21 protein-coding genes are annotated in these 22973 nt (G+C 39.9%); 13 read left to right on the plus strand and 8 right to left on the minus strand.

Annotated features, from left to right (window positions below; genetic code table 11):
* The first annotated feature begins 656 nt into the window (after positions 1–656).
* Positions 657–1106, plus strand: a complete 450-nt coding sequence (locus IQ244_RS21445; protein WP_015112474.1) for a gamma-glutamylcyclotransferase family protein — start codon at positions 657–659, stop codon at positions 1104–1106.
* Positions 1103–1645 carry a hypothetical protein gene (locus IQ244_RS21450; RefSeq protein ID WP_015112475.1) on the plus strand — a complete coding sequence of 181 codons (543 nt, stop codon included), beginning with the start codon at positions 1103–1105 and terminating at the stop codon, positions 1643–1645. The genes IQ244_RS21445 and IQ244_RS21450 overlap by 4 nt, the downstream gene beginning before the upstream one ends.
* Positions 1646–1846: 201 nt before the next feature.
* Here the strand turns inward: IQ244_RS21450 and IQ244_RS21455 are convergent, their stop codons facing one another.
* Positions 1847–2140, minus strand: a complete 294-nt coding sequence (locus IQ244_RS21455) for a YggT family protein (protein ID WP_193897841.1) — start codon at positions 2138–2140, stop codon at positions 1847–1849.
* Positions 2141–2524: 384 nt separating this feature from the next.
* On the opposite strand from IQ244_RS21455, the gene psbX reads away from it, so the two are divergent.
* From psbX to IQ244_RS21475, 4 genes are all read left to right on the plus strand, one after another.
* Positions 2525–2644, plus strand: a complete 120-nt coding sequence (gene psbX, locus IQ244_RS21460) for a photosystem II reaction center X protein (RefSeq protein ID WP_015112477.1) — start codon at positions 2525–2527, stop codon at positions 2642–2644.
* A 259-nt stretch (positions 2645–2903) separates the two neighbouring features.
* A complete protein-coding gene (locus tag IQ244_RS21465; protein ID WP_193897843.1) occupies positions 2904–3818 on the plus strand; it encodes a Ycf66 family protein in 915 nt (304 codons plus the stop codon).
* A 51-nt stretch (positions 3819–3869) separates the two neighbouring features.
* The gene (locus IQ244_RS21470) at positions 3870–4430 is read left to right on the plus strand and encodes a PD40 domain-containing protein (protein ID WP_193897845.1); all 561 of its coding nucleotides are present in this window, start codon (positions 3870–3872) and stop codon (positions 4428–4430) included.
* A 68-nt stretch (positions 4431–4498) separates the two neighbouring features.
* Positions 4499–5026 (plus strand): TolB family protein, encoded by a 528-nt coding sequence (locus tag IQ244_RS21475; protein WP_193897847.1) that lies wholly within the window; start codon positions 4499–4501, stop codon positions 5024–5026.
* Positions 5027–5057: 31 nt separating this feature from the next.
* On the opposite strand, the gene IQ244_RS21480 is transcribed toward IQ244_RS21475, so the two are convergent.
* Entirely contained in the window at positions 5058–6062 is a 1005-nt protein-coding gene (locus IQ244_RS21480) for a succinate dehydrogenase/fumarate reductase iron-sulfur subunit (protein ID WP_193897926.1), read from the minus strand.
* Between the two features lie 1388 nt (positions 6063–7450).
* On the opposite strand from IQ244_RS21480, the gene IQ244_RS21485 reads away from it, so the two are divergent.
* The 4 genes from IQ244_RS21485 to IQ244_RS21500 all read left to right on the plus strand — a co-directional run bounded on the left by IQ244_RS21485 (position 7451) and on the right by IQ244_RS21500 (position 10861).
* On the plus strand, positions 7451–7882 hold the full coding sequence (locus tag IQ244_RS21485; protein WP_193897849.1) for an AbrB family transcriptional regulator: 432 nt from the start codon (positions 7451–7453) through the stop codon (positions 7880–7882).
* Positions 7883–8067: 185 nt separating this feature from the next.
* Positions 8068–8934: a CPBP family intramembrane glutamic endopeptidase gene (locus IQ244_RS21490; protein ID WP_322746091.1), complete on the plus strand. Its 867-nt coding sequence runs from the start codon at positions 8068–8070 to the stop codon at positions 8932–8934.
* A gap of 657 nt (positions 8935–9591) precedes the next feature.
* Entirely contained in the window at positions 9592–10137 is a 546-nt protein-coding gene (locus IQ244_RS21495; protein ID WP_193897851.1) for a hypothetical protein, read from the plus strand.
* A 94-nt stretch (positions 10138–10231) separates the two neighbouring features.
* Positions 10232–10861 carry a L,D-transpeptidase gene (locus tag IQ244_RS21500; protein ID WP_228059060.1) on the plus strand — a complete coding sequence of 210 codons (630 nt, stop codon included), beginning with the start codon at positions 10232–10234 and terminating at the stop codon, positions 10859–10861.
* A gap of 132 nt (positions 10862–10993) precedes the next feature.
* Here the strand turns inward: IQ244_RS21500 and IQ244_RS21505 are convergent, their stop codons facing one another.
* Positions 10994–11947 carry a heme o synthase gene (locus IQ244_RS21505; protein WP_193897853.1) on the minus strand — a complete coding sequence of 318 codons (954 nt, stop codon included), beginning with the start codon at positions 11945–11947 and terminating at the stop codon, positions 10994–10996.
* Positions 11948–12251: 304 nt separating this feature from the next.
* Positions 12252–13235 carry a COX15/CtaA family protein gene (locus IQ244_RS21510; protein WP_193897855.1) on the minus strand — a complete coding sequence of 328 codons (984 nt, stop codon included), beginning with the start codon at positions 13233–13235 and terminating at the stop codon, positions 12252–12254.
* Positions 13236–13641: 406 nt separating this feature from the next.
* On the opposite strand from IQ244_RS21510, the gene IQ244_RS21515 reads away from it, so the two are divergent.
* The 3 genes from IQ244_RS21515 to IQ244_RS21525 all read left to right on the plus strand — a co-directional run bounded on the left by IQ244_RS21515 (position 13642) and on the right by IQ244_RS21525 (position 17239).
* Positions 13642–14748, plus strand: a complete 1107-nt coding sequence (locus IQ244_RS21515; protein ID WP_193897857.1) for a cytochrome c oxidase subunit II — start codon at positions 13642–13644, stop codon at positions 14746–14748.
* 32 nt (positions 14749–14780) lie between these two features.
* Positions 14781–16541 carry a cytochrome c oxidase subunit I gene (gene ctaD / locus IQ244_RS21520; RefSeq protein WP_193897859.1) on the plus strand — a complete coding sequence of 587 codons (1761 nt, stop codon included), beginning with the start codon at positions 14781–14783 and terminating at the stop codon, positions 16539–16541.
* Between the two features lie 74 nt (positions 16542–16615).
* Positions 16616–17239 (plus strand): cytochrome c oxidase subunit 3, encoded by a 624-nt coding sequence (locus tag IQ244_RS21525; RefSeq protein ID WP_193897861.1) that lies wholly within the window; start codon positions 16616–16618, stop codon positions 17237–17239.
* Positions 17240–17474: 235 nt separating this feature from the next.
* Here the strand turns inward: IQ244_RS21525 and IQ244_RS21530 are convergent, their stop codons facing one another.
* The 4 genes from IQ244_RS21530 to IQ244_RS21545 all read right to left on the minus strand — a co-directional run bounded on the left by IQ244_RS21530 (position 17475) and on the right by IQ244_RS21545 (position 22954).
* Entirely contained in the window at positions 17475–17831 is a 357-nt protein-coding gene (locus tag IQ244_RS21530) for a hypothetical protein (protein ID WP_193897863.1), read from the minus strand.
* A gap of 281 nt (positions 17832–18112) precedes the next feature.
* Entirely contained in the window at positions 18113–20287 is a 2175-nt protein-coding gene (locus IQ244_RS21535; RefSeq protein WP_193897864.1) for a DEAD/DEAH box helicase, read from the minus strand.
* Between the two features lie 10 nt (positions 20288–20297).
* Entirely contained in the window at positions 20298–21626 is a 1329-nt protein-coding gene (locus tag IQ244_RS21540; RefSeq protein ID WP_193897865.1) for an ATP-binding protein, read from the minus strand.
* Between the two features lie 56 nt (positions 21627–21682).
* The gene (locus IQ244_RS21545) at positions 21683–22954 is read right to left on the minus strand and encodes a tellurite resistance TerB C-terminal domain-containing protein (RefSeq protein ID WP_193897866.1); all 1272 of its coding nucleotides are present in this window, start codon (positions 22952–22954) and stop codon (positions 21683–21685) included.
* Between the last annotated feature and the right edge of the window lie 19 nt (positions 22955–22973).

Consider the following 22973-nt stretch of genomic DNA (forward strand, 5'->3'; position numbering starts at 1 on the left):
CCGGATGCACACCACACAGCCGTTTGAATTCTTCTGGTTTGAGGTTCTTTACCTTTTCGTAGCTCATAGATGTCAAGAAAGCTCTCAGCTACTTTTCCCACGCTCATGGGACTTTTGCAAGAGGTCTAATCTTTAACAAGTAAACTCAAACTTTCTCTTAACCTTAAACCAGTACCGTAAATTAACTTAATTAAAATTTGATGTACTTCAGATAATTCTTGAAGAATTCCAAGAAATTCATCTTTTGTGAATACCGTTGGTAAAGATTTAGATTTCTTTATATTTACCGCACATACTTTTAAACCTAATCTCTTAATAATTCTTTGTAGAAAAATATCTAATCCTCTAAATAAGGATGTTATAGGGAAAAATTATTGATAATACTAAGGAATATACAAAAAAATTCTATTTAATCCTCCCGTGAAGGGTGATTATATGGAAGAATTCGGTATAATATCCAAACAAACTATTTAAGAAAAAAGTTTCCTATAGATTTAAGACAATATATAAGCTGTAATGCTTGGTATATTAGGTTTGAAAAACATTATACAGAAATTTTCCGTGTAACAAATAGTTATGCGGCTAGTTTCTGCGTTGAGGGGTTAAACAGAAGATCGGGGTAGAATAGCCAAGAAGGTAAATATTTTTCTAGAGTTATGATTAAATATTTTGCTTATGGCTCAAATTTAAACTTGGAAAGGTTGAAAAGTAGAGGGGTCACAGTATATGACTCTGAACAAGGAACCCTTGAAGACTGGAGACTGGTTTTCAATGTAATAGATGAAACTTTGATAGGTGCAGGGTTTGCAAACATTGAACCTTGTAAAGGTTGTAAAGTCGAGGGTCTAATATATTCAATCAGTGACTCATCCATAGCTAATCTAGATAAGTTTGAAGATCATCCAAGAGATTATATGAAAGATTATGTGGATGTCATAGATTGTAATGGTGAGAAGATCAAATGTTTAACTTATATTGCACAAAAAAATAGAACACAGCCCAGTCTTATGCCAACTGAAGAATATCTTAACCACATACTAAAAGGTCGAGAATGGTTCAGTGAAGTGTATTATCAGAATCTTCTAAAGGTTAAGAAGTCTCCATGAATGACCTCATAGCTTTCCTGCTAGGATTTATATCAAATTTTATAACATCTGCGCTTTTTCTAGCTTTCTTGAGAAAGATAAAACCTCAAATTTTTATCTCTGACTCAATCGCAAAAGGTAGAAGTTCAGATAACAAAGTCGAATATATGTTTAAAATTATAAACCTTACTAAGCGTGATGTAATTGATGTAAAAGCAGAACTATTTTTAATTAAGCCTTTTCAAGTAGACGGCGGATTTATACGTGAATTTTGCCATGTTTCTTTAATTACTAGTAGCTTAATGGAAATCAAAGGTATTAATAATCAAAAGAGTTTTACAGACTATGACTTTTGCTTCAAAACAAGGGATAACTTAGAAAGCAATTGGAAAAAAGGGCAATTTCTACTATTCAGAGTACAAGTCACAGACTCAGTTTCAGGATTTAAGAGAGTATTTTCCAGAGAATTTTCTAGTTTGGGGGATATAAAAGAAGGTGAGTTTGAAATAGGCAAATCTAAAGTTGTCAAGAAGCTAGTTCATAATTCTCGGAGGCAATGAGTTTTATGGTTTAATTTGAGACTTGTGTCTGATCGATGTAAAAACTTGGTTGACTCGGAGTAGCAGAAGGGGTCAGTGTTCCAGCAAAGATAAAATAGGCTTGCAACACCGGAATGCTGCTGAATATTAAATACAGAGAGCGATCGCCATCAAACATGATTAAGTTGGTGCCGGAAGTGCGATCGCATCCTCCCCTATCCCCTAACTAACATGAGACATCATCGTCAGCAGTCCTTGTTGTCCTAGCAGGATTTCTCGCACCAAGCTGAAAATTCCTACCCAAATAATTGGGGTAATATCGACTCCGCCAATGGGTGGTACTAGCTTACGTAAAGGCAGCAAAAATGGCTCTGTCGGCCAAGCTATCAGATTGAAGGGCAATTGATTCAAATTCACTTGTGGAAACCAAGTGAGAATAATGCGGAAAATAAAGAGGAATGTCATCAGTCCCAACAGCGGGCCGAGAATCCAAACGGTCAAGTTAACGCCAGTCATCGGTTTGAGCTACTATTTTTGAACAAAGAAAATTCTGTGAAGGAAGTTAGGAAGTTTTAAGCTTTGTCAAGCAATATATATATTTTATTGCAAATGCCAGTCAAGCAATTTTAGATTTTAAATTTTAGATTTTAGTATTAATAGCACGTAAGTCTCGAAAAATCCTAGTTTTGCGTCTCTAGCTTCTCAGATCTAGTTTTATAGCTATAGCCAAGTTAGTTAGGATATCGGTAAGCGATAAAACTTAGACAATAAGAGACTTTTAACTCTGTCACCTGTCACCTGTCACCTTTACCCTGCCATACCACTCATAGCAAAAGGCTTCTCAAGGAAGTACTACACTATTAGAATTATGATGAAGTGTGTAAAAAAAGGTTGAGAACAATGACACCATCTTTAGCAAATTTTCTTTGGAGTCTGGCTTGGGGTACTGCGATCGTTGTTATCCCTGCTACCGTTGGGCTAATCTTCATTAGCCAAAAAGATAAAATCCAACGTTCATAATTCTTTGGTGAGTCAGTTTGACTCTAATACCAAATTGTCTGTCAGCTATTTACCCAATTGCATTAACAGTAGCAATCTTCCTAGTGAGGACAGGGTATACTTAGCTGACAGACATCAATTTTTATTTGGCTGGCAATTGATAAATAGCTGCCAATCTTCTGAGCCAGAAGCTTTGGAGCTTAACTATATTGTGATTAATTAAAGTAGTGATTTTAATTGTGACTCGCTAACATAGATTGTGATATTGGGATAAAGAACAATGCTAAATTTTGGGCTGAACTCAGCCAGTGTTCTGGCTCAGGTCAATGTAGGGACAAACTCAGCCAGTATTCTAGGAATTTTCCTGGCTGTGGCTGGGGCAGCGCTGTATTTTTTGCGGACTGTACGCCCAGAACTTTCAAGAGATCAAGATATCTTTTTTGCAGCTGTAGGTTTACTCTGCGGCTTTATTCTCATATTCCAAGGATGGCGCTTAGACCCGATTCTGCAATTTGGGCAACTGCTTTTAGTAGGTACAACGGTGTTTTTTGCTGTAGAAAGTATTCGCCTACGCAGCATTGCTACGCAACAAGCCAAGCGCAACACCCCGATTGTAGATAGAGAACGAGAAGTCAGCGATAATTATTCCTATAAGAGGCGCAGAGACTATGAGGCTGAGGTAGAAGACGAATATGAGCCATTGCCTTATGAGGAAGAAGAGCCTCCTGTACGCCCCAGAATTCGCGGTAGCAAAGATGAACGCTCAACCCGTGATGATTATTCTGAGGAGCAACCACCCCGCCGTTCCAATCGCCGCACTAGCACTAGTAATGAACGGACAGAAACAACTGATAAAAATCGTCGGCGGACTTCTGCGCGTTCCACAAGCCGTCCGGCGGAGAGATCTGACGATGAAAGTTGGGGTTCTTCTTCTAGTAGACAGGTAGACGATTGGGAAAATCCGAGTGATGAAGTGCGAAAATCTTCTCGTCGTAGTAGTAATGGTACTCAGCGTCCAGACAGTCGGCAAGATGATGTGCCAACTAGACCCAGAAAACGCCGTCCACCAGCAGACACAACTTCTCGCCGCGAGAGTGTGGATGATGATGTAATCTCGGCAGATTATGTCCCATACAAGCCGATTGATCGATCTGATGATGAATCGGATAATTCAACTAATTTTGATGATGTATAAAACTGTTGGGATAGATGTAAGCTAGAGGCGATGTAAAAAATAACAGTTGAGGTGAATAAATTTACGCCTACCTTGTGGCTCCAAAGACCGATTCATTGGAGCCTGATTTTTGGCTTAATGAGCTTACTGGTATCTTGTGGTGCCAGTGATATTCCCCTTGGGCCTACTTCTCTGAATAGTCGTTACACGGAAGAACAACCGACGTTAAGTGGCAACGGTCGGTTTTTGGCATTTGTCTCCAATCGTAATAGTAGTCACCAATTACTGGTGTATGACTTGCAACAACAAATATTTGTGAGAACGCCGGGTTTAAACCGCTCAGAGACAATCAGTGAAAGTCCTAGCTTGAGCTACACAGGGCGTTATATTGTTTATTTAACTAGCGACCAAGGTAGACCAGTGGTAGCTCTTTACGATCGCGCTACCCAACAATCACAAGTCATGACTCCTGTCTATCGTGGCTGGGTACGAAATCCGGGTATTAGCCCTGATGGACGTTATGTTGTCTTTGAAACGGCCAGTCGTGGTCAATGGGATATTGAAGTTTTAGATCGTGGCCCTAATGTTGAATTAGATATTCCCAATGGTGCAACGGTGGATGCGCCGAATTAAAGTGTGAAGTATGAAGTATGAAATTTTGTCCTGTAGCATCTTACGGCTTGACCATTGACTATTGACCAATGACCAATCGCACCATTTTTATACCTATATTTGCTTGCTGTAGTTTACTAACTGGTTGTTTTGGCTATCCCCGGTTGGTTAGTTATCCTTTTGATCCGGGGGGACGGAGTATTAATAGTTTGGCTTCGGAATTAAATCCGCAAACTTCGGGGAGATATATTGTGTTTACTAGCGATCGCCGGGGTAGCCAAGATGTTTATATGTTTGATACTCTGACGCGTAATTTAATTGATTTACCTGGGTTAAATTCGTTAGATACCATCGCTTCTCACCCTAGCGTTTCGGAAGATGGGCGTTATGTTGTGTTTGCGGCTAGTCGCCAGGGGCGATCGGCTATTTTTGTTTATGACCGAGAAACTCGCCAATCACGTAATTTAACTAATAATCTGCAAGCGGAAGTGCGTAACCCTACGATTAGCGCTGATGGTAGTCGAATTGCTTTTGAATCAACTAATAATGGGCAGTGGGATATTTTAGTTTATGACCGCTTTGGGCGACCATTGGATATACCCCAAGACCCTAGATAAAAATTCTCACTCAGCACTTAGCACTCAGTACTCAGCACTTTTTACTTTCCTTTTGTACAGATTCAATGAGCGATCGCACTTGTTGTGTACCTTCAGATGCTTCAAAGGACAAGGGGAATTTACCTTTAACAAGCATTCTTAATCCCAGAGGTGCAAGACTAAGTAATCCTCTGAGGTCACGCAAATAATTACCAACAACTTGTAAACCAAATTGGCGTTCATCAATCCAACCACCTTCTTTGACCAACTCGACTAAAACTTTGCGGTGGCGAATTGACCGAGTGTCAGTTTTTTGTTTGTTTGAAAGAATTTCTTGTTTAATTTTGCTGATTTGTTCGAGGGGTGCGACTTCCATTGGACACACTGAATCGCAATATAAACAACGAGTACAACCCCACACTCCTTTAGTACCTTCGTTGTAATTTTCTAAGCGATTCTCTGTAGTGCTATCACGAGAATCTGCAACCATACGATACGCTTTAGCTAATGCATGAGGTCCGACAAAATCGGGATTAACTTCACGGGCATTGCATTCCGAATAACAAGCCCCGCACATGATACAGTTACCAGTTTGATCAAGAAGCGATCGCTCTTGCGGTGTTTGTAAAAATTCTCGTTCTGGGATTTGTCGCGCTGCTGTACTTACATAAGGAGCAACTGCCTCCAAATTATCCCAAAAACTGCTCATATCTACTACTAAATCTTTAATCACGGGCATATTACCCAAAGGTGCAACCGTGATTTCTAGGTGGGGATTTGTCGTATTTTTTAACGATTGTATTTGTTGTAATCTCGCAATTTCACTGCCAACGTTTTCTTTGCAAGCTAAAGCCGAACGCCCATTGATTCGCATTGCACAACTGCCACAAATAGTATTGCGACAATTTTTGCGAAATGCTAATGTGCCATCTTGCTCCCATTTAATTCGATTTAGACAGTCAAGGATTGTATTACCAGGGTCTACCTCTAGAGGGTAAGTTTGCACAACAGGCACAGAATTTTGTTGCTGCCGAATAATCTTAAAAATAACTTCCATTACCACCAACCAAAGTCTTAAAATTGCTTTACCAGCCTTAGAAATCATGAGTAAAGGCTAGTAGGTGCGAAAATTGAGCTATACTCTTGTTGCTCTTAATTCAAAGCCAAGTTTTAAAAGGCTGATGAGCAAAGAGCTACTGATTCTAATTTAAGGATAACCATTAAAATTTTAGTTGTATTAGCACCATGTCAGAGATTTATGTTAAGCTCTGAGCTTTAGTCATAAACAGGCGATCGCAGCTTACCTGTTTATGAGTTAAAAATAAAAGAGTTTTTCTGGCAGAACAACTCCATTATTATTCAATACACTTCATCTGCTTAATACATCTTTATATCAAAAAGAGTCTTATCTCAAATCTACTGGTTGGAGAAATCAGCGAAATAATTGCCAAAAGTTAATTTTTGGCTGATATAGAAGTGTTAAAGCTGATAATAAACATCTGAATCGCGGTAATTAAGTACTTGACAGATGTGCAATATATTTATTCTTCCCAAAGACAGGCACTCAAAATACCTGAGAGGATGTTTGTCTTATGAGAATAAACCTGGAGGTGAAACCTCTGGACATTTTTGTCTCTTCTCAATCTCCAACATCAAAGAATGGCACTCACTCAAAACTGCTGATCGAAATTTAGATGAATTTTTATAAAAGTGATGCAGCAATACACACCGTAGCTAACAAACCAGAATGAAAATCCTGACTGCTTATTGCCTCGTTAAGCTAAATGATTGAGATAAAAGTTTCTCTGTAAATTAAATTCAAACTTAAACAATTATTTTGCTATTATTAGTCCATGCTAGTATTTAATATAAAATTACGAAGTCACAAAACCAGTCTCAATCGTCGTATAAGCGCGATTACCACTACTTTGTTTTTTCGTAACGGAGAGACATAAAATTTTCTGTCTCTACATCTGAGACAAAAGGAATATGTCTTCAGAGCAGATTCAAATACTATGCTGTCTTAAGCTTAAGAGGAAGAATGGGTTAAAACACACAACTCAAGAGCAATAAAGGCAAGCACTGAAAGTGGAAAACCTGGAATTTCTTGGGTCTACTACTTATTTAGAGTAGAAACAACCTCATTTGTAAAGGTGGCTTAAAGTTACACCGCTACAGTAGCGCCAAAAGAGAAAATCATTTTGTTTTCAATGGCGAATCATGGTTAAAAGTGCCGTAAAATCAACAAAGTAAATGCCTGTGACAACCCTAACCTTTAATCTGTTGCAGGCAAACATAATATAGGCGCTTGTGGCTCCTCTATCAGTAGCAATTTAACCCTTCCCTAAAGTTTTGAGCATCTTTTTACGGATACTCAAAAGTTAAATACTGGCATCAGGCTACATAGTTTATCAGTTTGGAGAGAGTAAGGATAATTTGAGCGTAATGACAGAAACTGCAACTGCACCATTAACTGGAAAAGCACTGCTTGCTAAGGTAAAAGAACTTTCTAATTTACCCAGAAGAGAAAGAGCAAAACAGTGTGGCTATTACACTGTTACTAAAAATAACCAGGTGCGCGTCAATCTTACAGATTTTTATGACGCTTTATTATCGGCTAGAGGAATTCCTTTAAGTCCAGAAGCACCTAAAGATGGCCGTGGCCGCGAACCGACATATCGGGTTAGTGTTCATCAAAATGGTCAAATTGTCATTGGTGCAACTTACACTAAGGCAATGGGTTTAAAAGCTGGAGATGAATTTGAAATTAGGCTGGGATACAAGCACATTCACCTGATTCAACTAGGTGAAAGTGATAAGAAAATCTCCCCAGAGGACATTGATGAGGTAGAAGAAGACTTAGACGACGAAGAGTAAATTTGCGAATGGTAGGGAGAAGTTGAAGGTAAGTGCTGGAATACATATCCCTATTAATACAGCAAATAACTCTGTTTAAGAATTCTGTACTAATAAAACGATAGGATTACACCTGTTGCTAAAACCACAAATTTTAGTAGAGTCTTGAAGAGAAACCAAGAAATCTATTGTGTCAGTAGTCTATCGTGTTTTTTTTATTTGTTTTAGCAAATTTTTTATCGCCATCAGCCAACATTCTACTGTCATTTCTCGAAAATGCATCAGTACCAGTTGTCTTGATGGCTTTTTTCATTAGTTGGGTTGTCTGTTGGTTTCCCATAGCAGCAATATCTGCTATTATTATGGGTTGGCAACCAACAAAACCTTTGCAACCAGAGCAAAAGTTACCACTCATAGTAACACTTTACTTATTAGCTCCCCTAGTGCTTTGGGGAGTTATTTTGTTGTGTAAAAGGTCTTTTGCTGATTATGGGTTAATAGTAAATATTTCTCTACTGGGTGGCTTAGGGCTGGGTTTTGGTTTGGGATTACTCAGCCTAGGTGTGATGTTTGCTGTACAGTATTGGCTGGGTTGGTGTGATTTTGAAAAGTCTAATATTAAGTTATTACCATCTATCTTGCTACCGATTTTATTAGTAGCGTTATTGGTAGGCGGAATCGAAGAATTAGTGTTTCGCGGTTTTGTGTTCACAGAATTAGAGCGAGATTATTCAGTTTGGATAGCAGCAGCAATTTCTAGCTGTATTTTTGCGGTGCTGCATTTAGTTTGGGAGCAACAAGAGACTCTACCACAAACACCTGGACTGTGGTTAATGGGAATGATGTTAGTCATGGCGAGGATTGCCGACCAGGGTAGTTTGGGTGTAGCGTGGGGATTACATACTGCTTTAGTGTTGGCGATCGCTACTATGGATACAGCCCAACTCATAACTTACACAGGTAAAGTTTCAGAATGGTGGACTGGTAAGTACAAAAAACCCCTAGCTGGAGTTGCAGGAATTATTTGTGTTGTAGGGACTACCTTAATAATCAGGTTATTCTCTGTGTTGTGATACAACAAATTTATACTTTATTTAAGGTTATTACTGAGAAGGAAATTGCAAAGGTAACTATTTCCAGGGAGCCGCGTAAGTTTTTCTTCACGCTACTCTATTGATATCATGTCCGGCAAATTACTTGTGATATGTCCGCCACGAGTGGAACGACACGATCGCCTAGACTTTGCGATTACTTCACTACGCTAAAACTTAGACAATCAAAGACTTTTAACTCTGTCACCTCTCACCTGTCCCCTACTATAATTATTGACTGACAATTCTACTACTGCTTAACATCCAATAATTAACCATATAGTCGGTTTAAATTTATCTATAAATAATTTATTTTTTGACTCATTTATGTTATTCATTAAGATAATAATTTTATCCCTGCATAGAATATTAAAAGATATATCTAAGTAGGTAGATATTATAAATAATTTAAATAAGTTCAGCATTAAATACTATGGCTTAATTTAAGCCTAGACTAGACTTTAGACAGAAGAATCAAAAATTTAATAAAGTTAATTTTTAAATTAAATATCAACTATCAAGCTCAAAATTTTTAGTTGACATTGTTAGTTGTTATTGAAATATCCAGCAAAAATTCTCCAGATTCCACCCCATTTCTCAGTTACTTAAGAATGTTTACTTCAAAGATAAGAGGTTCTAATGATCATAAATTGCAATAAAAATTTGCTCAAAATTTTTGCTAGTCTCGTGGGAGTTGCCAGTACTGGTGCTTTAATTAATCTTCCCGGATATGCTGTGTTACCATCTACCTCTAGTAATTTGGATACTAGCCAAGTTCGCATAGATAACAAATTGTTATCTCAAACAGGACAATCTACAGATGGTTCTGACACCGGAACTCAACAATATCCCAATAACGGGACTTCGGGAACTCAACAATATCCTAATAACGGGACTTCTGGGACTCAACAATATCCTAATAACGGGACTTCTGGAACTCAACAATATCCTAATAACGGGACTTCTGGGACTCAACAGTATCCTAATAACGGGACTTCTGGAACTCAACAATATCCCAATAATGGGACTTCTGGAACTCAACAGTATCCTAATAACGGGACTTCGGGGACTCAACAGTATCCTAATAATGGGACTACTGGGACTCAACAATATCCTAATAACGGGACTTCGGGAACTACTGGAACCCAAGACAACACAGGTAGCGGTGTTAGGGCGCTATGGTAATTTAATAGCCTTCTGAGATTAGACTGACAAGCTTGTTAAGCTTGTCAGTGTTTTTGAATGATTTTAACTACTGATTATTGTTAACAAGAAATGGTTGAAAAAAGATGAAATTAATCATCAATTAATTTCGACTTCTACCGCAACAGATTTTGATAATGGAAAAAAGATTATTATAATGTTAAAGCAATCAAGTAAATTAGTTATTTTTATTTGTGGATTTGGATTGAGTTTTAATCCTTCTATATCCTTATCTTCTGAGGTGAAAAATTATTCTCATACTACAACTAGCAATTTAGTCTCTCAAACAACTAATATTAATGATTTAGTTACTCAACCTCTTCACCTACAAATCAGCCTTCGTCAGCGTCGAGTAACACTTTATCGAGGCAAAACCCAAATTAAAAGTTATCCTATAGCTGTTGGTCGTAAAGGTTGGGGAACTCCAACTGGGAATTTTCGAGTACGTACAATGTTGGAAAAACCAACCTGGATAAATTCTTTTACTGGTAAGGCTATTCCCGGAGGTGATCCTGAAAATCCTCTGGGTAATTACTGGATAGGATTTTGGACAAATGGTAAAGATTGGGTGGGCTTTCACGGCACCCCTAATGCTGATTCAGTAGGCAAAGCTGCCTCACATGGTTGTATTCGGATGTACAATCAGGATGTTAAGGAATTATTTCATCAGATCAATCTTGGGACACCAGTGACTGTGGTGCCATAGTTATTTTGCATAACTTAGTAGCTAACTAAGTTACGAAGAATTGGCGAAAAGATATACTCAGTAGTTTTTTAATATCGAAAAATGCGATCGCGTCCTGAATTTTACCAACGCGATCGCATAATTTTTCCTGCCTTAATTAAATAAGTGTAGCTGGGCAATAACAGTACTCACCAAATGATGGGTAATTGGCAAACTATCAATGACCATTGCTAAACATAACAGCATCATGTAGGAGATGGAGTAAAGAAACACATCTTTAGCTACAATGCGGTCTTCTGGCTGTTGTAATAAACACCAAGATTTACGGATAAATAATCCGCCTAAACCAGCGGCGATCGCGGCATAAACAATGCCACTAGCATGCAAGGGATAAAACAATAACAGCGTGGCAATGACTGTAATCAGGGTATAATACCAAATTTGCTTGACTGTAGCTGTCGCACCAGCAATAACTGGAAGCATGGGGATACCGACTTTAGCGTAGTCATCACGAATCATCAACGCCAGCGCCCAGAAATGAGGAGGTGTCCATAAAAAGACAATGGCAAAAATTAACCACGCCGGCCAGCTTAAGGTGTTTGTCACCGCCGCCCAACCTACCAACGCCGGAATTGCCCCAGCCGCCCCACCAATGACAATATTTTGGGTGGTGTGACGCTTGAGCCAATGGGTGTAAATCAGTATATAAAAAACGATGCCAGAAAATGCCAGACAAGCTGCCAATAAATTAGCAAACACTGTTAGTAGGGTAAAAGAAAGTACAGCCAAGGCGATCGCAAAAATCAGCGCATCTCTTGGCTGTATTCTGCCAGAAGGCATAGGACGATGGCGCGTCCGTTCCATGTCGTAATCAATATCTCTGTCATAGATACAGTTGATTGTCTGGGCGCTGGCCGCAGCCAGAGTACCACCAGTCAGAGTAACTAACAACAGTAATGGGTCTACTTGTCCCTTCGCGGCAACCCACATACTCCCCGCGGTGGTAATCAATAGCAAGGGAATAATACGAGGTTTAGTTAGCTGGTAATAGCTTTGAATTACCTGGAGGAAGGTTTCGTGGTGGCGAGAGACATTAGTCTCAATCATCTTGGTTTTATTTCCTTAATTGTCAACAATGTATGTCTAGTTTCTGTCTGGCTGTGGAGAGCGATTTGCCCAGACTACCTTTACTTGGGGGAGAATCTTGAACCTTGCCGTTTCTGTATTTGAAGCGTCAATTAAGTTGCTAGTGTTTGAGAAACTGAGGCAAAGGTGAAGACAGGGAGACTTACACCAGTTCTAGTTACTGGAGATGCGGTGAATTACTCAATGACTAATGGCTAATGTCTTATCACCATTAGTCATCAGTCATCGTAGCGATCGCATCAGTTTACCCACAAACCTGAATTATTTAGGGATTCGAGCCTTTGGCTGGGGGGTTGAGAGAATTTGTCGCCAAACCTACAGACAAACTGTTGATTTCACGATTATCCGCCCAGTCACGCAATGCGAGAACAGTAAACCCGACCAAAGTCCCAAGTAAAGCCGCACCGATAGCTTGATGCGAGACAGTCAGCGGCTCAACTTGCAGATGCAAACGAAAAGTAGCAACTCCCAACAAAATTTGTAAGCCCAACAAACCACCAGCCATATTTGCTAGTCGCCGCAAAGCTGGATGGAGGGCTGGTGTGCGCCAGGAAATTAACACTACAGCTAAGGTGGCTACAGTTGGCGGTACTAAACCAAAAATATGGCTGTACATCACGCTGCACAGTTCAGATGTGCCAAAGCATTGATGTAGCGCCCAGCGAGAGCCAACGATAGCGCCCAGTAAACTCTGCACATAAACCAACACAGCCGCAGCTAAACCAATCCAGGGTAGTTTCCCCGCATTGCCAGTTCCCTGATAGGGAGCTAGAGCCGTACCGACTACTAGTAAGGTGGTGAAAAACAACAGTGCTGTTCCCAAGTGGGCGGTAACGATGTCAAACCGCAGCAGTTCAGTAACTGTGAGTCCTCCCAAAATCCCTTGAAACACGATTAAAAACAGAGCAAAGCTCGCAGCCCAAGGCAACCAGACAGGCAAAGAACGACGGTGCCACCAAGATAAACCAGCAAGTGCGATCGCACTCACACCAATCAAGCTTGCATCCAAGCGATGAAACCACTCCAAAAACACTTGGAGATTCATTTGTTTGGCTGGTACTAGTTCCCCGTAGCATAGCGGCCAGTCTGGGCAAGCAAGTCCGGCATTCATCACACGGGTGGCAGAGCCGATAGCCATTAAAATCAAGGTGGCTATAGACATTCTCCACACCAAGCGACGAATCATTTCCTTCGGCTTTTGTTGCTCGATTGCCGCATCATTTTGTTGTTTTAGGACAAATTCGTTCATGAACGATTCCTTCTGCCGATCTTGGTAGTAGCTCTCTTTAAATTTTGAATTTTTTCGTACCAACCCATATCCACCCTAGCGTATAGCACCAAGTTTAGAGATGGGGTTTCACTTATTACTTTGAATCACTTCTGATTGTTTTAGTCTGAAGCTTTAGGTATTTTTCAAGTTGTGAGCAATAGATGATTGACAAACAATTTTCCTAACCTAAATTTTTCCTTAAATTTTTCCAGTTATAGCTATTTATCCTTGTCAGTATCTAATAAATCTCTTTTACTCAGAAATAGTAAAGTGCCTGAAAAAATTAATAAAAATTTCAGACCATTTAGCATTATGTTTAATAGCCTAGACTACCTTAGTAAGTGGGCAGCTTTGAAAAAACGTAGTCAATTAATTTAAGTAAGCCGTGAAAATTCCAAGTTCCATCTGGACATTACTGATTGGCATCGTACTAACGTTAACCAGTCTTTGGTACGGTCAAAATCACGGTCTGTTGCCGACAGCAGCCTCCGATGAAGCCATCTTAGTTGATGGTTTATTTAACTCGATGATGACTGTTTCCGTAGGTATATTTTTGATTGTTGAAGGTGTTTTAATCTACTCTGTATTTAAATACCGTCGGCGTGCTGGTGACAATGAAGACGGGCCACCAGTGGAAGGCAATGTACCTCTCGAAATCCTCTGGACGGCGATCCCCGCAATTATTGTGATTGGTATTTCTGTTTATAGCTTTGATGTGTATAACGAAATCGGTGGCTTCGATCCCCACGCTGTTCACGAAGCGCCCATAAATCAAAGTTCGATGAGAATGCCCGGAGCAGCTATTGCTGCTACTTTGAGTGATACTCCTCCCAGCACAGCACCCAATCTCAATCAAGAAAAATCTGACGCGGCGATGCAAGACCCAGCCACCGCCGCTGTGCGGAATGCTGATCAGATTCCCCAACTTCGGAATGCGCCTGGTGTTGGTAGTGTAGCTCCTACTCTTGGCTCCAGCCCTGACAAAGCAGGTAAGCCAGCCAGTTTAGCGGTTAATATTACAGGTCTGCAATATGCCTGGATTTTCACTTATCCAGATACTGGAGTCACCACAGGTGAATTGCACGTTCCCATTGGCAGAGAAGTGCAAATCAATATGACAGCCAACGATGTCATCCATGCCTTTTGGGTGCCAGAGTTCCGCTTGAAACAAGATGCGATCCCCGGTAGACAGAGCGAAATTCGCTTCACTCCCAATAAAATTGGTGATTATGCGCTAATTTGTGCTGAACTTTGTGGCCCCTACCACGGCGCGATGAGAAGCCAAGTGGTGGTGGAAAGTCAAGAAAATTTTGACAAATGGATGCAAGAGCAGCTAGTTGCAAGTCATGAAACCTTGAATAAAGCCGTTGCTGTGAATCCAGCCAACCTCACCCCAGATGAATTTCTCGCTCCTTACACTAAGGAAATGGGAATTCAGCCAGAAATCTTACATCAAGTTCACCATAGTCAGTCAACAGTGAATAGTCATTAGTGAACAGGCTGATAACTGAATAACTAACTCCTATGACACAAGCCCAAATACAAGAAACAGCCAATTTCCCGGTGCGGGTTGATGAGCCGGGAGCTAGAAAATGGCGAGATTACTTTACCTTCAACACTGACCATAAAGTGATCGGGATTCAATATCTCGTCACTTCCTTCATTTTTTATTGCATTGGCGGTGTTCTCGCTGACTTGGTGCGAACAGAACTACGCACTCCCGAAGTAGATTTTGTCAGCCCAGAAGTTTATAACAGCCTGTTTACCCTGCACGCTACAATCATGATTTTCTTGTGGATTGTACCAGCAGGTGCCGGGTTTGCCAACTATTTGATTCCCCTGATGATTGGGGCTAAGGATATGGCATTCCCTAGATTGAATGCTGTCGCTTTTTGGATGATTCCCGTTGGGGGTTTATTGCTGGTGGCTAGTTTAGCTATAGGCGATGCACCCGATGCAGGTTGGACTTCCTATCCGCCTCTCAGCTTGGTGACAGGCCAAGTAGGTGAAGGGATTTGGATTATGAGTGTGCTGTTGCTGGGTACGTCGTCGATTTTGGGGGCGATAAATTTTCTCGTCACCTTAATCAAGATGCGGACTCCAGGGATGGGAGTACATCAAATGCCTTTGTTTTGTTGGGCGATGTTTGCTACTTCCGCACTGGTTTTGATGTCTACTCCAGTCTTAGCCGCAGGTTTGATTTTGTTGGCTTTTGATTTATTGGCAGGTACAACATTTTTTAACCCGACTGGTGGCGGTGATCCCGTAGTTTACCAGCATATGTTCTGGTTTTACTCTCATCCAGCGGTTTACATCATGATTTTGCCTTTCTTCGGGGCAATTTCCGAGATTATTCCCATACATTCTCGTAAACCAATTTTCGGCTATAAAGCGATCGCCTACTCATCCCTAGCAATTAGCTTTTTGGGGCTGATAGTTTGGGCGCACCATATGTTTACCAGTGGTATTCCCGGTTGGTTGCGGATGTTCTTTATGATCACCACGATGATCATTGCTGTACCAACGGGAATTAAAATTTTCAGCTGGTTAGCAACTATGTGGGGCGGCAAAATCCAACTCAACTCAGCTATGCTGTTTGCCATTGGTTTTGTTGGCACCTTCGTGATTGGTGGTATTAGTGGTGTCATGCTGGCAGCAGTACCTTTTGATATCCACGTTCACGATACTTATTTTGTCGTGGCTCACCTCCATTACGTGTTGTTTGGTGGGAGCGTGTTGGGGATTTTTGCCGCGATATATCACTGGTTCCCGAAAATGACGGGACGGATGTTCAACGAATTTTGGGGTAAGGTTCACTTTGCATTGACAATTGTGGGTCTGAATATGACCTTCTTACCCATGCACAAGCTAGGAATGATGGGAATGAACCGCCGCGTCGCTCAGTATGACCCCAAATTTACCCTGCTGAATGAAATCTGTACCTACGGCGCGTACATACTTGCTGTTTCCACCTTTCCCTTCATCATCAATGCAATTTGGAGTTGGATGTACGGTGAAAAAGCAGGTAATAATCCTTGGCGAGCGTTGACCTTAGAGTGGATGACAACTTCCCCACCAGCAATTGAAAATTTTGATGGTTTCCCCGTATTAGCTACAGGCCCTTACGATTACGGCTTAGAAAGGGCTAATGAAGGTGTACCATTATCCGATCCCAATCCTTTATTATCGGCTGGCCCCAACTCAGTACTCCGTGCTGATCCTGATGAGCCATATCCCACCATCGAGTCTGACCTGGAACAACGCGTCTCAGGCAAAAATGACTAGGGGATTTTCAGACTTCAGACTAGCCTGCGGCAAGCCGCTGCGCGTCTACATCCTTCACACTTAAATAAAGATTCATGCAAAGTCAAACCATTGACCCAGCTAAAACCGAATTAAATCATCATCATAGTACAGCCACAGTTGCTCATCACGAAGAACATCCAGATCATCGCTTGTTTGGTTTGTTTGTCTTCTTAGTAGCTGAAGGAATGATTTTTCTCGGCTTGTTTGGAGCCTATCTCGCTTTTCGTTCGACCTTACCTGTGTGGCCTCCCGCAGGTACACCAGAATTGGAATTATTACTTCCTGGAGTCAATACTGTCAATCTAATTGCCAGCAGCTTTGTCATGCACAATGCTGATACAGCAATTAAAAAGAATGATGCGCGAGGTGCGCGGATTTGGTTAGCCATTACCGCCGCGATGGGTGCAACTTTCTTGGTAGGGCAGGTATATGAATATACTCATCTAGAATTTGGTTTAACTACCAATTTATTTGCTAGTGCGTTTTACGTGTTAACGGGTTTCCACGGATTGCACGTTACTATCGGCGTTTTAGCAATTGTGGCAGTGTTGTGGCGATCTCGCGTTCCCGGTCACTACAGTAACGAAAAACACTTCGGTATTGAAGCCGCAGAAATCTACTGGCACTTTGTAGACGTAATTTGGATAATTTTATTCGGATTACTGTATCTACTGTAGGTATTAATTAATTACCAAGTTGTTCACTCCACGCGAATAACTTAAAATTGAACCCCCCTTTGGGGGTTTTTTTATCGCAAAGTTTTGTTGTGAATTGGTATGACATTTTTATACTCAAAAAGGTGCAGCACTTACTGCACCTTTTTAATCTTGCTAGTTATTGCTATTTTTTCAAGGATTTGCTCCTCTCGATTCCCAAAGAAATACTCAATCCAAAATTTAAAATGGTCTTGTATTACTTACTTGCATTGTCATCTGCGCTGCGTTTAGCAGTATCTGGATAGACTTCACCCCATTGTTTGACAGCTTCTGCTGATTCTTTAGCAATTCTTTGAACGCGTTTACCAGGTTCATCTTCGGTTTGACGAGCTTCTCTGTTCCATTCACCTGTGGTTTTTGGTCTATCAGCCTGATCTTGATGTACTACTCTATCAAGTTCTCTGGTGACAGCTTTAGTGTTGCTACGTTCAATATTAGCGTTTGTTGTCAGGACTAAAAATCCTACTACTACTACAGCAACAAACCGCTTTACCTGAATACCATTTAGCAGAGAACTGATGCGAGAAAATGCCTGAGAAATGAAATTTATCATGGACTATACTCCATTATTTTTACGTTTTTAGAACTAATTGGTTGGCTTGAAATACAGGTTAGGAATGAAATTGAGTCAAAAACTAACCTATTTCTGAACCAATCAGCTTTATCAGAGACATATCAAGGCTATCTGTTACAAAGATAAACATTCCTCTAGCAGAAGTCAGAGCTTGCTTATAGCCAAGAGTGCATATTTAATCTAGTAAAATATGAAATTTGAATTAATTTATCGAGAAAACATCTATCTTAAGTGCGATCGCTCTCAAGTAAAATAAACTTCTATCCAGAAATTTTCCACAATGTAACTTGCTGTCGAAGTTCTTCTATATCTAAATAATCATGAGCAAAAGCCTTGCGTAATAACGAATGCGGAATGAATTCATCATATTTTTGCATTTCTGGCGCTTCGGCTGTACGCACTAAATTTTCTGCGGAAATTCTTTGGTCACATAATGAAGCAATTTCTGGTTGCAGATATTTAAACTTACCTTTACCTAATTTCAAAATCAAATAATAAGGGTTAGTTCCTCCCATACTACTAATTTCTAAAGATTCTCGACAAAAAGAATTAAGCAATCTTTCTAAGGTGCGATAAGTTACTGTCCCAACCCAAGGAAAAATACAGCATTTATTTTTCTCTAATTGCAATATATTTGATTTTGCTAATCCAGCAGACTGAACTAACTCTCTGACTACTTTTAAACGTTGTTGAGCATTTTTGTGTAAATAAATATATTCCACATCTTCTAGTAAAACCTGCCGCATTCGTCGCAAAATCTTTGTATGAATACTACCGCCACCACCACGCCAATAAACGGTGGCTTTACCATCTACTTGTTTAGCTGACACGAGCTTTTTTTTTAAGTCAACTTCTAAAACTTCCCAAGTTCGTCCAGCTAAACCAAATTGATTACCTACCGACGGTGGTGTGACGATACTGCCAATTGCTGTAGTCCCTTGCTTGACTAAATATTCTTGATTATCAGCAAAGACAGCATAAAATTGAAATTTACCTACTACCTTTTCGCCAGTCAAGCCAATAATTAATTTACCTTGCTCAGTTTGCTGAATATGATCAATATCAATTAAATAACGTAATAATAATTTGAAATCTTCTTGAGTAATTGCCGCAAACGGGGGAAATTTTAAAACTTGTTTCGCCAAATTCGCCGGAGAGATTTCCCCTGTTGCTAATAAAATACTCATTGTCTGATGATAAAGCAAACTCAAAGGATATTTAGGTGGCTTTATCGGTTCAATCCAACGTTCTTCTAAATATAGTTGAATAATGGCAATACACTGTACAAGTTGCCAGGGAATTTGCTCAGGGAGATATGCTTCTTGTGGTGGTTCATTTTCAACACAAACAAAGCGCATATCCGCGGCTTCACCTCTTCTTCCCGCACGTCCTAAACGTTGTAAAAAGCTGGCTACAGATAAGGGTGATTCTAACTGAATGACTCGCTCTAAATTCCCAATATCTATGCCTAATTCTAAGGTGAGTGTCGCCGCAGTCACAGCAGGAGTATGCGGTTCTTGCATAGCTTTTTCCGCAGCTTGGCGCAAGCTTGCTGAGATACTCCCGTGATGGACATGATAAATATCTGGTTCTGCTTGTGCTTGAGCAATTTGTCGCAAAGAAGCAATTACAGATTCAGTTTGAGTGCGGTTATTTGCAAAGATAAGGCATTTTTTATTCTTGCTGAGATTAAAAATATAATTATCATATATATCTGATGAATTAATATCATCACGAAGATAAAAATGTTCGACAGCAAGTTTAATTTGACGTTTTCCGGCTTCAATGTTGGGAGTAATTACTGGTTTGTCGGTTCCCGAACGTAGCCATTCTTCCGCCATTGAGTAATCACCAAGGGTAGCTGATAACCCAATACGCCTGGGTTGTGATTGAATTGCGTTGGCTAAACGTTGCAATTGACAAATAATCTGACAACCGCGTTCCGAACCCATAAAGGCATGAATTTCATCAATGATGACAAATTTTAAATCTCCAAATAAACGCACTAAATCATGATGTTTATTTATTAATAAACTTTCTAGAGATTCTGGAGTAATTTGGAGAATGCCTTGGGGATTTTTTAAAAGTTGATTTTTGCGACTTTGCGCCACATCACCATGCCAGTGGTAAACAGGAATATCGGCTGTTTTTAGTAAGCCATTGAGGCGTTCAAATTGGTCATTAATTAAGGCTTTAATTGGGCCGATATATAATGCACCGATGGTATTAGTAGGGTGATTATGTAATACAGTTAAAACTGGTAGAAATGCTGCTTCTGTTTTTCCCGCCGCCGTGGCTGCTGATACTAACAAGTGAGCATCAGTGTCAAAAATCACTTCACAAGCGGCGATTTGCACTGGTCGTAATTCAGTCCAGTTGTGATGGTAGATATATTCTTGAATGAAGGGTGCAAGTCGGTTAAAGGCATTAGTCATATTTAATTAATTACAAACTAAATTCTGCTGCACCATCTTCATCGATAGCTACATTTTTACCAACGACTATAGGCTTGAATTGAGAACTTTGAATTAATTCACTGAATGCTATTTTTGGATTTTGATGCAGGATATTCAGAACGCTGATAAAGTCTCGGATGATTTCGCCGGGTGTGAGTAAGGCTTCTGCACCTAGGCGGCTAACGATTTCTTGTAAGAATTCTTGTAAGTTGCGATCGCTCAACGTTTTATCATAGCCATAGTGAGTTACATGAATGTCTTTCAGGCGTTGTAACAGAGTTAAAATTTCAGCTTCACTCAATGGGTTTAAGCGAATAACTGGCCCTAAAAACTCCTGGACATTGGCTTGGGTAGCAAAGCGGCTTTCTTTTGTGCGTCTACGCCAAGCTTGATCAGCAAAAAGTCCACGATTTTGGTCTTCTAAAAACTTAGTTGTGCCACCGATAAAAATACCCAGATGCTCGGCTTTGCATTGCATGGTATCATTAAACATTGTCAGCAGTCTGTTGTAGTTTTTCTCGCGGGTGACAGTTGTCGAGATTTGATACAAATTTACCGCTTCATCTAACAAAATTAATAAACCTTTATAGCCAATCTCGGCCACAAATTTAGCGAATAATTTGATGTAGTCATACCAGCTTTCATCATCAATAATTACCCGCACTCCTAAAGCAGCCCTCGCTTCAATTTTGGTGCTGAATTCTCCGCGCAACCAACGCAAAGCTGCATTTTTTAAATTATCGTCATCTAACCGATAACCGCGCCAATAGGCAATAATGACGTTACCAAAATCAAAGCCATGAACTAAGTCTTCAATATACTGCACGACTTCTCGAATTTTAGCTTCAACTTGGTCATCAAAACCTTCATCGTTCGGCCGCATATTAGTTTCTTTGGCAACTTCTTGTTGGATTTTGTTAATCCAGCCTTCTAAAATTGAAACTAACGCACCGCCATCAGGACGGGTTTTTGTAGAAAGGTGACTCATTAATTCTCGGTAAGTTGCCAAACCTTCATTATTGCTTCCAGCGAGGCGACGTTCGGATGATAAATCAGCATCGGCTACTACAAAACTTTGTTCCATCGCTCGGTTGCGAATCATTTGGAGGAGAAAGCTTTTACCTGAACCATAGTTACCAATAATAAAGCGAAATGCGGCTACACCTTCGGCAATGTCATCTAGATTTTGTATCAGGCTTTTAAGTTCTTGTTCTCGACCAACTGCTATATGTTCAACTCCTAGTCTTGGTACTACTCCCGCACCTAGGGAATTAATTAAAGCAGTGGAAATTTTCTTCGAGATTTTGAGCTTTGCCATGTACTTCACTAGATTTTATATTTCACGCAATAATAATTTTACGATAACAAGTAATATTAATTTGATGAGGCTTGCCTACTCATGAGGTCTTCGTACATAGCAATCATTTTGCGGACATTGTTCAGGTGTTCTTGATAAACTTCGGGAATATCTTCTCCAGGCTCAATGATTAATTCGCCAATAGTATCATTTGCGCGGTCATTAATCGAATCAATTAATAGATTTGGCATGGTAATGTTTGCTTCCGCAATTTGTTTAATCGCCGCTTTGGTGTTATCTGCTTGTAATATCGCTTTTAATACTTCTATTTCATGACCTGGTAATTTTTCTAATAAATTAGTCCATTCTTCCGGTAAATCTTCACTTACATCTTCTGAAGATGCGATTAAGTCGGCAAAGGGAAATAAATCAGTTTCATCTTCTGAGGGTAGATTTACAGGTATATAGTCTAAATTAAGTGTTTCTGTTTGTTGGAGTAATTCCCAAACTTGGTTTTGTAATAAATCTCGTTCTGCTTGTAATATTGAAACCTGATCATGTAGCTGTTGTAGTTCTGATTGTTTATCTAACGTTTGCTGATTTAAACTATTCAGGGTACTAATGATGTCGTTTCTTTCAGTTATGGTATCGGCTAATAATTTATTTTGCTGAGAGACAACAATTTCTAGCTCTTGAATTTGAATTCTGAGTTCATACATTTTCTCCTCTAGCTGAGGCTTGAGTCTACCTAGTAAGGTTAAATTATTCTCCAGTTCTTGTTTGTCTTGTCGCAGTTGATCAATTTGAGTTTGTAACTGGACAATTTCTGCATGAGAAACATTACTGTGTAATTCTAAGCGACGTTTTTCCGCTGTGAGGTTAGAGCAAGTGTGACTCAATTCTGTATTTGTTTGCTCTAAAGTTTGAATTGTATTTTTTAAGTTATTAGTTTCAGTTTCTAATTGTTTTTTCTGCCCAGCAAAATTACTCAATTCTCGATGCAGACTATCTCTTTGGTTGCGAGATTCTGCAATTTGATTTTGAAGTTTTTGTGTCTCGCCATATAATAAGCTGCGATGTTCTTCTATTTGTTTGATTTCTCGATAAATGCGATTTTTTAAAGCTTCTTGCTCTTTAATTCGTTTACGCAAGGTCACTAACACTAACATTTCATGATGTCTACGGCGTTTATCAACAAATAATGCTGCGGCATAAGTAGCAAGTACAGTAATTATGCCTGTAATGAAAGCTTGACTAAAATTCCAGTTGGGAACCAGACTAAGCCCAAAACTGACACTAAAGGCAACTACACCTAAAAGAAATCGATTGCTGACCATTACTGCTTGCATATTGCTGGGTTTTAGTGTT

The organism is Nostoc sp. LEGE 06077 (assembly GCF_015207705.1).
Classification (GTDB): Bacteria; Cyanobacteriota; Cyanobacteriia; order Cyanobacteriales; family Nostocaceae; genus Nostoc_B.

Bases quoted from the DNA above. Each gene is read 5' to 3' on its own strand.
- ctaD (WP_193897859.1), top strand. From the start codon at position 14,781: ATGACACAAGCCCAAATACAAGAAACAGCCAATTTCCCGGTGCGGGTT.
- IQ244_RS21510 (WP_193897855.1), bottom strand. From the start codon at position 13,235: ATGAACGAATTTGTCCTAAAACAACAAAATGATGCGGCAATCGAGCAA.
- IQ244_RS21545 (WP_193897866.1), bottom strand. From the start codon at position 22,954: ATGCAAGCAGTAATGGTCAGCAATCGATTTCTTTTAGGTGTAGTTGCC.
- IQ244_RS21475 (WP_193897847.1), top strand. From the start codon at position 4,499: ATGACCAATCGCACCATTTTTATACCTATATTTGCTTGCTGTAGTTTA.
- IQ244_RS21535 (WP_193897864.1), bottom strand. From the start codon at position 20,287: ATGACTAATGCCTTTAACCGACTTGCACCCTTCATTCAAGAATATATC.
- IQ244_RS21480 (WP_193897926.1), bottom strand. From the start codon at position 6,062: ATGGAAGTTATTTTTAAGATTATTCGGCAGCAACAAAATTCTGTGCCT.
- IQ244_RS21450 (WP_015112475.1), top strand. From the start codon at position 1,103: ATGAATGACCTCATAGCTTTCCTGCTAGGATTTATATCAAATTTTATA.
- IQ244_RS21485 (WP_193897849.1), top strand. From the start codon at position 7,451: ATGACAGAAACTGCAACTGCACCATTAACTGGAAAAGCACTGCTTGCT.
- IQ244_RS21465 (WP_193897843.1), top strand. From the start codon at position 2,904: ATGCTAAATTTTGGGCTGAACTCAGCCAGTGTTCTGGCTCAGGTCAAT.
- IQ244_RS21455 (WP_193897841.1), bottom strand. From the start codon at position 2,140: ATGACTGGCGTTAACTTGACCGTTTGGATTCTCGGCCCGCTGTTGGGA.
- IQ244_RS21525 (WP_193897861.1), top strand. From the start codon at position 16,616: ATGCAAAGTCAAACCATTGACCCAGCTAAAACCGAATTAAATCATCAT.
- IQ244_RS21530 (WP_193897863.1), bottom strand. From the start codon at position 17,831: ATGATAAATTTCATTTCTCAGGCATTTTCTCGCATCAGTTCTCTGCTA.
- psbX (WP_015112477.1), top strand. From the start codon at position 2,525: ATGACACCATCTTTAGCAAATTTTCTTTGGAGTCTGGCTTGGGGTACT.
- IQ244_RS21540 (WP_193897865.1), bottom strand. From the start codon at position 21,626: ATGGCAAAGCTCAAAATCTCGAAGAAAATTTCCACTGCTTTAATTAAT.
- IQ244_RS21495 (WP_193897851.1), top strand. From the start codon at position 9,592: ATGATCATAAATTGCAATAAAAATTTGCTCAAAATTTTTGCTAGTCTC.
- IQ244_RS21505 (WP_193897853.1), bottom strand. From the start codon at position 11,947: ATGATTGAGACTAATGTCTCTCGCCACCACGAAACCTTCCTCCAGGTA.
- IQ244_RS21445 (WP_015112474.1), top strand. From the start codon at position 657: ATGATTAAATATTTTGCTTATGGCTCAAATTTAAACTTGGAAAGGTTG.